Source organism: Gordonia sp. NPDC058843, assembly GCF_042743165.1.
In the GTDB taxonomy this organism is placed as follows: domain Bacteria; phylum Actinomycetota; class Actinomycetes; order Mycobacteriales; family Mycobacteriaceae; genus Gordonia.
Map to the genome: position 1 here is coordinate 7,431 of NZ_JBHYNC010000069.1, position 8,461 is coordinate 15,891.

Annotated in this window: 7 protein-coding genes; 1 reads left to right on the forward strand and 6 read right to left on the reverse strand. The window is 67.0% G+C overall.

The window, feature by feature from the left end:
• Window positions 1-169: 169 nt before the first annotated feature.
• From ACFW3F_RS24720 to ACFW3F_RS24745, 6 genes are read right to left on the reverse strand one after another with little or no spacing between them, the layout of a single operon-like run.
• Window positions 170-1,030: an enoyl-CoA hydratase/isomerase family protein gene (locus ACFW3F_RS24720; protein ID WP_388062232.1), complete on the reverse strand. Its 861-nt coding sequence runs from the start codon at window positions 1,028-1,030 to the stop codon at window positions 170-172.
• Window position 1,031: 1 nt separating this feature from the next.
• Window positions 1,032-2,597, reverse strand: coding sequence for a class I adenylate-forming enzyme family protein (locus tag ACFW3F_RS24725; RefSeq protein WP_388062234.1), 1,566 nt, complete (start codon window positions 2,595-2,597; stop codon window positions 1,032-1,034).
• Window positions 2,594-3,796 (reverse strand): alpha/beta hydrolase family protein, encoded by a 1,203-nt coding sequence (locus ACFW3F_RS24730; RefSeq protein WP_388062236.1) that lies wholly within the window; start codon window positions 3,794-3,796, stop codon window positions 2,594-2,596. Before ACFW3F_RS24730 ends, ACFW3F_RS24725 begins: the two co-directional genes overlap by 4 nt.
• On the reverse strand, window positions 3,793-4,884 hold the full coding sequence (locus tag ACFW3F_RS24735; protein ID WP_388062238.1) for a homogentisate 1,2-dioxygenase: 1,092 nt from the start codon (window positions 4,882-4,884) through the stop codon (window positions 3,793-3,795). Before ACFW3F_RS24735 ends, ACFW3F_RS24730 begins: the two co-directional genes overlap by 4 nt.
• A 2-nt stretch (window positions 4,885-4,886) precedes the next feature.
• Window positions 4,887-6,074, reverse strand: coding sequence for an acyl-CoA dehydrogenase family protein (locus tag ACFW3F_RS24740; protein ID WP_388062240.1), 1,188 nt, complete (start codon window positions 6,072-6,074; stop codon window positions 4,887-4,889).
• 48 nt (window positions 6,075-6,122) lie between these two features.
• Window positions 6,123-7,646, reverse strand: coding sequence for an FAD-dependent oxidoreductase (locus ACFW3F_RS24745; protein ID WP_388062242.1), 1,524 nt, complete (start codon window positions 7,644-7,646; stop codon window positions 6,123-6,125).
• A 130-nt stretch (window positions 7,647-7,776) separates the two neighbouring features.
• Between ACFW3F_RS24745 and ACFW3F_RS24750 the strand changes: the two genes are divergently transcribed.
• Window positions 7,777-8,346 (forward strand): nuclear transport factor 2 family protein, encoded by a 570-nt coding sequence (locus tag ACFW3F_RS24750; protein WP_388062244.1) that lies wholly within the window; start codon window positions 7,777-7,779, stop codon window positions 8,344-8,346.
• The last annotated feature ends 115 nt before the right edge of the window (window positions 8,347-8,461 follow it).

The following is an 8,461-nucleotide window of genomic DNA, read 5'->3' on the forward strand; positions in this document are numbered from 1 at the left end:
ACCACGGGGAACTTGGTGCCGCCCCACTCATCGCGCGCGGTGTAGATCTCGGTGGTCGAGGTCATATAACACGCGATGTGGTGCGGCAGGAGGTGCGGGCCGAGTGGAGGCCGGGGGGGGGGGGTGGGGGGGTGGGGGGGGGGGTCCACCCCCCCCCACCACCCACAACTCAGTTCTCCGTGGCGCCCCACCTCGGCGCCTGCTTGACACCGAAGGCGCGCAACGCCTCTCGATGATCGGAGCTGTGGAAGCTGAGTCCCTCCATGGCGATCGACGCGGTCAGCACCTGCTCGATGGACTGCCGCAGCAGCAGATTCACCGAGGCCTTCGTCATCTCCACGGCAAGCCGCGGCCCCTCGGCGAGCCGCAAGGCCATGGCCCGCGCCGCCTCCTCGACGTCGTCGGCGGGCAGCGCATGATTCACCAGGCCCATCTCGGCGGCGCGGGCACCGGTCAACCGGTCGCCGGTCATCAGGAACTCCTTCGCGCGGTGCGGACCGACGAGCAGCGGCCACAGCGCCGCACCGCCGTCACCCGCAACCACGCCGATACCGACGTGCGGATCGGCGAACGTCACCTGCTCACCGACGTAGACCACGTCGGCCAGGAGCGCGAGAGTCGCCCCTAGGCCGATCGCCGTGCCGTTGACCTGGGCGACCACCGGCTGACGAACGTTGAGCATGGCGCGCACCAGATCGATCCCGCCGCGCAGGATCACCTCATAACCCTCCCCGGTCGGCGCCTGATCGCGTAACCAGTCCAGATCGCCGCCGGCACAGAACGCCCCGCCGGCTGGATCACCGGTGAGGATCACCGCCCGTACGGCGGACTCCCGATGAATGGCGGCGAAGACGTCGGCGATCTCGTCGTGCATGTGGCCGTCCACCGCGTTGCGTCTGGTCGGGTTGCTCAGGCAGACGGTCGCGATCGCGCCGTCGAGACGGAGCTGTACGCGCCGATAGTGTCCCGGCTCGAGCCTGCGAGCGAAGCCCTCGCCCAGCCGAGGTCGATCGGTGATGGTTTCGGTCATGTCAGTTCCCCACTGCTGTTGATGTTGTGTTTCGTTCACGCAAAGCACGTTTCAGGATCTTTCCGCTGGCATTGCGCGGGAGTTCGTCGACGAGCTCCACCGAGCGAGGTCGCTTGAATCCCGCGATCCGGTGCCTGCTCCACCGTATGAAAGCCTCGATGTCGAATTCGGGCGCCCGAGGAACCACGACCGCATGCACGGTCTCCCCCCAGGTGGCATCGGGCACGCCGATCACCGCTATCTCACGTACATCGGGATGAGCTGCCAGCAACCGTTCGACCTCCGCCGGGTAGACGTTCTCACCTCCGCTGATGACCATGTCCTTGACGCGGTCGACGATGGTGAGGTACCCCTCCTCGTCGAGGACGGCGACGTCACCGGTGCGGTACCAACCCTCGGCATCGAGCCCGGACCCGTGCCCGCCGTCAGGCGCCCAGTACCCGGAGAACAGTTGTCGCCCACGGATCTCCAGCTCGCCGGGCTGACCGTTCGACACCGCTTCACCGCTCGGATCGCGCAGACGCACCTCCCATTCGGGCAACACCCGGCCTGCGGTACCGATCCGCCCGGAGCCGGACTCGTGGTCGTCGGCACCGAGCATCGACACCGGGGATTGCGCCTCGGTCATGCCGTACACCTGACGAAGGCCGCAGCCGAACGCATCGAGGGCCGCGGTCACCAATTCGTCTCCGGCCGGCGCGGTTCCGTACCAAATCTCCACCAGTGAGCTCAGATCCGGCTTCTCGGTCCGCCGTTCGAACGCGGCGAGCACCCGGCGCATCGTCGACGGCGGCAGGTGCCCGTACGCGACACCACGAGCCGCTGCCGTGTCGAGCCACACGTCGGCGTCGAAGTCAGACTGCAACAGCGTCGTTCCCCCGCTGAGCAGACTCGCCCCGATCTCTTGCAGACCGGCGAGGTGGAACAGCGGGGTGAATCGGAGATGTACGGCGCGCTCGGTGAGCCCTGCCATCGTGACCAGCCGGCCGCACCCCCAGATGTGCGCCTTCTCGTCCAGCGCGATCACCTTCGGCAACCCGGTGGTACCGCTCGTGTGCAGCAGGGCGAGCGTGTCCCCGGACACCGGGTCGAGATGGTCGGGTTCGACGTCCCGTCGTCCGTCGGCGGTCGTCGCCGTCGCGTCACCGAGCATCACGATCCGCTGCCCGTCGGGAACCGCCGCCAGTGCACCGGAGCGGAACTCGGCGTCGTGCGCGATGATCGCGGGGCTGCACAAACGGCCGAGTTCGGCCAGCTCGGCGTCGGCCAGACGCCAGTTCAGCAGTACCGGAACAGCACCCGTGAGGCCGAGTCCGAGAAGGTTCACGACCAGTTCCACACTGTTGCGCCCGAGGAGCGCGACGCGATCGCCGGGACCGACTCCGAGGGAACGCCAGTACCAGGCCGCGCGGCGCACCTCCTCGTCGAGAGTTCGGTAGTCGAGTTCGACGCCGTGATCGTCCGAGAGTGCGAGCACATCGGGCAGCCGGTGCGCCTGTATCGCGAGTACCGAACCCCAGGTCGGCCCGGTCGGCAGGCCGAGATCCGTTGACTCAGAAGCGCTCACGATACGGAGGCCGATCCGGCCGCAACGGATTCGAGATGGTCGGCGAAGCCCTGACGATGCATCCAGTCATCGATGTGCGCTACCGCATCGCCGAGATGCCGACGCTGATCGGGGCCCGAATAGTAATGGGTCGCGCCGCGCACGTCGTACCGTTCCGCGGTCGTGTTGACGAAGGCCTCGTGTAGCCGTCGCGTATGGCTCGGCGTACACGCGTCGTCGGCGGTGTTCCCGATGACCAGCACCGGAATGGTGACCCCCGCCGCGGCACGGACCCCGTCGGCCCGGGCATCGTCGAAGCTCCACTGCGACAACCAACTCCGCAGCGTGGTGAATCGGGCGAGTCCCACGGGGCTCATGTTCACCACCTGCGGGTCACCGAGGTAGCAGGTCCCCGGCGTGCGGTCGTTCGGATCGAGCGCGGGATCGAGCCAACGCGGGTCGGCCATGGTCCCGTGCACCACGAAAGCGAACTCGTCCGATGCGCGGCCGGACCTGCGGAGGATGTCCAGTCGCGCGGTGGCCCACGCCGTGATCCGCCGGTTGCGCGCGATCTGCGCGGCGCGGTATCGCTCGAGGAACTCCTCGGTGTACGGCGGCTGATTCGGGTTGAGCGGGTCGTAGAGGTCGAGTTCTCGATCCCGCACGCTCGGATCGCGCTCGTCGAGGATCGAGGCATCGAGCCACTCGGTGAGGGTCTCGTGGCGCGAAACGTGCGCCGCCAACAACATCAGCCCGTCGGCCGGCGGGATGTCCAATGCGGTCAGATCGGGACCGTCACCCGACGGTGACGCCGTGACGGTCGGGCGTTCGGCCTGCTCCTGATAGAAGACGGACAGCGAACCCCCGCCGCTCCATCCCGCGAGAACCACGTGCTGGTAACCGAATTCGGCGCGGACATGCCGGATACACGCCGCCAGGTCCTCGACCACCTTCTCCATGAGCAATGCCGAATCGACACCCCGGTACCGGCTGTTGCAGTAGACGACGTGGTGTCCCGCTCGCGCCAGGGCGTTGGTCATGGGCAGATATGCGCCGCCTCCCACCGGGTGCATGAACACGATCACCGTGTCGCTGGGTGTCGCACCGCGCAGGAGATGGGCCTCGAGGGCGACGTTCTCGCCGGTACCCCCGTAGGTGTCGCGCTGCGACGAGGTGTCGGGAAAGACGACCAGGAAAGGGGTTCTGCTGTATGCGCTCATTGTTGCTCTTCACTCAGGCGGCGGACATCGGGGTTGACGGTCAACGATCGGCGGGTGTCGATGGACATCATGGACCAGTTCACCCGGTCGTAGTCGGCGAACTTGCGGCGCGCGCGTGCCCGTGCCCGCTCCGGCGGTCCGTGGTGGATTCCCTGCGGAGCGTGCGTGAGCAGGCCGGGCGGGATCTGGACGCCGAACAGGTCCCCGGCGTGGAATAACCCCACCTCGTCGTAGTCGGCGTTCCGGTGGAACCACGGCAACCGTTCGACACCCTCGCGGCTCTCGGCAGGTCGCGGCAGGAAGTTCAGGACGACCACGCCTTCGGACTGGAGGAAGATCTGAGCCGTGGGCGGCAGATGCACCGTCTCGGACAGGATCGGGTTGTAGTCCCGGATGTTGAACTTGAACGGGAAGTAGTCGCCCTTCCAGCCGGCGACATCGCAGGGATTGTGGTCGTACACCAACTCACCCTGGACGTCACGACGTGTGAGTCTCACCCGCCACTGCGGACCGCCATCGGTATAGACCTGCGGCTCGGGGATGACGACCACAGTGGGATCGAACGGATGGTGCCTGCCGAGGACCCCCGGGTCCGGCACCCGGAACTCCTCCACGGATTCGATGATCAACTGCGCCTGATCCCCCGCATCGGGAACCTGACGATACGTGACCGCCTTGGGTATCAGGACCCAATCACCGGGTTCGTAAACCAGTGTCCCGAACTCGGTGTCGAATCGCCCGGTGCCCTGATGGATGAAGAACAGTTCGTCGCCGCCGACGTTGCGCGCGTGAAACGGCATGGCCGCGCTCCGCCTGCTGAGGAGGAAGCGCACATCCTCGTTGTGGAACAGCACCAGAGGCCGCCCCTCCGGATCGGTCAGATCGGTCGGTCGAAGGTCGTCGACCAGTACCTCGGTCATGCCCAACGGACCGGACGAGGTGTACTTCGTCGGGTCATTTCGGCGGTAGAGCTGCGCCTGCCGCCCCACGAATCCGTACCGTCCCAGCTCTTCGTCCTTCAGACCGTCGAGGTCACGATGGACATGATGTGGCGTCTCTCCTTTTCGGAGCTGCACAAAGGATTCCATGACTACCTTCCTTGCTTGCTGTGAACCCGGGGCACTGTCGACCCGGGCAGGAGCGATCGGGCGATGATCTCCTTCATCACTTCGGTTGCGCCCCCGTAGATCGTGGTGATGCGAGCATCCTGATAGGCGCGTCCGATCGGCGTCTCGAGCATGTAGCCGTACCCGCCATGTAGTTGAACGCACTTGTCGACCACGGACTTCTGCAGTTCCGTGGTCCACCACTTGGCCTTCGCGGCCGACGACGGGGTCAGTTCGCCTGCCATGTGCTCCGAGACGGCACGGTCGACGTACACCTGACCGATCTCCACCTCGGTCGCGATGTCCGCCAACACGAACCGTGCGTTCTGGAACTCGGCGAGAGTCCGGCCGAAGAGCTCGCGATCGCGCACGTAGGCGACGGTGCCCTCCAGGGCGGCTCGCGCCGCGGCGATGGCCGTCACCGCGATCGACAGCCGTTCCTGGACGAGACATTCGGCGAGCAAGGTGAATCCTTCACCTTCTTCTCCCAGTCTGTTCGCGACCGGCGCGATGACATCGACGAAGCTGAGTTCGGCGGTGTCCTGGGCGTGTAGCCCGACCTTCTCGAGCCGGCGTCCACGCTCGAACCCGGCCATCCCGCGTTCCAGCACGAGCAGGCTCATCCCTCGATGACGTTGTGTCGGATCGGTCTTCACCGCGGTCACGACGACGTCGGCGTTGATCCCGTTGCTGATGAACGTCTTCGAACCGTTGACCACGTAATGGTCACCCTCGCGTCGGGCTTCCGTCCCGATGGCGGCAAGATCGCTACCCGCTCCGGGCTCGGTCATGGCGACGGCGCCGATCGCCGTCCCGTCGCACATCGCCGGCAACCACCGCCGTTGCTGCTCGGTATCCGCGAATTTCAGCAGATACGGCAGGACGATGTCGTTGTGGAGCGTGAAGCCGAGTCCGGGTCCGTTGAGTCCGCGGGCGTGGATCTCCTCGTTCAGCACGACGTTGTAGCGGAAGTCGTCGACCCCACCGCCGCCCAACTCCTCCGGCGCCGCGACACCGAGCAGTCCCAGGCGACCGGCCGATTCGAAGCACGATCGGTCGATGTGCCCTTGCGCCGACCATTTCGCCTGCTGCGGAACCATTTCCCGATCGAGGAATGAACCGACGGTTGCCCGGAAGTCCTCGTGCTCGGTCTCGAAGAGAGTTCGTCTCATGATCCTTCAATCGATCGTGCGGTGACTGTCATTGCCATGGAACCGAAGTCAGCCGTCTTCCGGATCACCCGGCGAGGGCGACCCGCCGCGGCCGGCGGGTGACCCTCCGGCCGACTCCCCAGCGAGAGCGGACGATGCCGCCGACGATCCCGCCATCCGACCGATGGTCGCGGCCGCACCGATTGCCGAACCACTGCCGACGTAGAGATCACCGAGAACACCTCCGGTGACCTCGCCCGCCGCCCAGAGACCGGCGATGGGGTCACCGAGACGGTCGAGCACGCGCCCCGAGTCGTCGATGGCCGGACCACAGGCCGTATAGACGAGCGTGGCCGGACGGACTTCGACCGCAAGGTAGGGAGGCCTGTCCAACGGACGCAGGAACTCCGGCCGCTTGCCCAGGCTGTCCGTCCGTCGTCGACTGCCGTCGTTGTACTGACGGACGGTCGCGGTGAGCTGATCGGCGGGCAGGCCGACGGCATCCGCGAGCTCGCCGATGGTGTCGGCCGACGCGGCCTTGCCTGACGCCAGCTGTTCCCGCATCATCGCCGGTCCGAAGTTCACACTGCGGCGACGTGCTATCCCCGGGATGCCCTGGACATAGTCGGCGACACCGTCGGCCGCCTGCCCTTCCGTCGTCGCCAGCGCTTTCGCGTCGAGGATCGCCCAGGCGCGGTCGCCCACGTCACCGGTCCGGTGGGCCAGCATCCCGTACTGCGAGGTCTCGTCGACGTAGCGCCGGCCCTGCGCGTCCACCAGGATCACCCAGCCGGGGATCGTCGCCTCGATACTCCGTACGAAGTCAGCGTGGAGCACACGCAGCCCACGGTCGTGTCCGACCACACGCGCACCGGCATCGATCGCCATCTGGAGCCCGTCGCCCCGATTGTGTTCGTGGCCCGCATTCCACAGCCAGTCGCCGCAGGCGGCGGCCGACGGGTAGTACTCGGCGAGGCGCTCCGGATCAGCACCGAATCCGCCGGTGGCCAGCACGACGGAACCCGCACGGATCTCGTCCTCACCGGACGGCCCCCGCACCCGCGCCCCACAGATCCTGCCCTGTTCCTGCAGCAGTTCGGTGGCGCGATGCCGCAGCACCGTCGTCACCGACGCCTTGTCCAGCGCCGACGCGATGGACGCCATCATCCCGGCACCGAAGTCGACCGCAACCAGGGATCGTCGCTCCACGGCATTGCCACCCGAGATCGCCTCATCGTGGAAGCCGACCCCGTGATCGCCGAGCCAATCCACCGTCGCACGACTGTGTTCCACGTACGTGCGCACCGCGTCGGGACCGACCGCCTGTCGGACGACGTTGAGGTAGTCCCGCATGAATGCCTCTCCGGATCGCCGGTCGCCACCCCCTGCCATAAACACCCCGGTCGACAGCTTCGAGTGCCCGCCCGGGGCGTCCGCCGGCTCGATCACGACCACCCGCGCACCTGCCTCGGCGGCCGCGAGTGCGGCGCACGAACCTGCGACACCCGAACCGAGAACCAGGACGTCGGTGTCGACGTCATGGCCCGACTGATGGTCGCCGGGCCGGCCGACAGCGTCCTCAGCGTCGATCATGATCATCACGTCCTCTCGGTTCGCATAGCAGTACGTTTCTTGTATTCGGTTGTGTCCGTAGCGTTTTCGATGCACACTGAGGAAGCTCGACGTCGTCGAGTGCCACCCCACCGAAGTCAGGAACATCCTCATGGTCAGCATCGAAGAAGTCTGTGCACGTTCGGAGATCCACCAAGTCCTCATGCGGTACGTCCGAGGAGTCGACCGGCGCGACCCCGATCTCCTCGAGTCCGCCTACTTCGCCGATGCCGTTGACGTCCGCAGCTACTCTCCCGCCGAGACGCCGCCGGGCGCGTTGGCGGCCCGCGTCATCGACGGGTTCGGCGAGACGCCCGAGTTCAGTCAGCACCACATGACCAACGTGATCTATGACATCGACTGTGCTGCAGGAGTTGCCGACGTCGAGTCGTACGTCCTGGTCTTCCACCCGGTAGGCCCGGAGACGTCGCAGACCCTGCGGCCCGCCGATGGCCAGTCGCACGTCAGGTTCGCCGGTGCGCGATATCTGGATCGTTTCGAACGGCGGGACGACGAGTGGCGGATCGCCCGTCGGGTCTGCGTGGTCGACTGGTCGCGCACCGACCTCTTCGGAGACGCCGATCCGGTTCTCTCGCAACACCTCGGCGGACTGGCCCCGGGAGTCCGGGACGCCGACCCGTCGGAGTGGGCATCCGAGTGGTCCACGCGCCGAAGCCGATAGCGGTCCGCCGCCGGCGCGCTCCTCATGGGGGGGGGGGCCGCGCCGACAAACACACACCACGCCCCCGCGGCGGCCCCCCGGCGCCCGCCCGGGGAGGGGGGCCGCAGCCCACCCC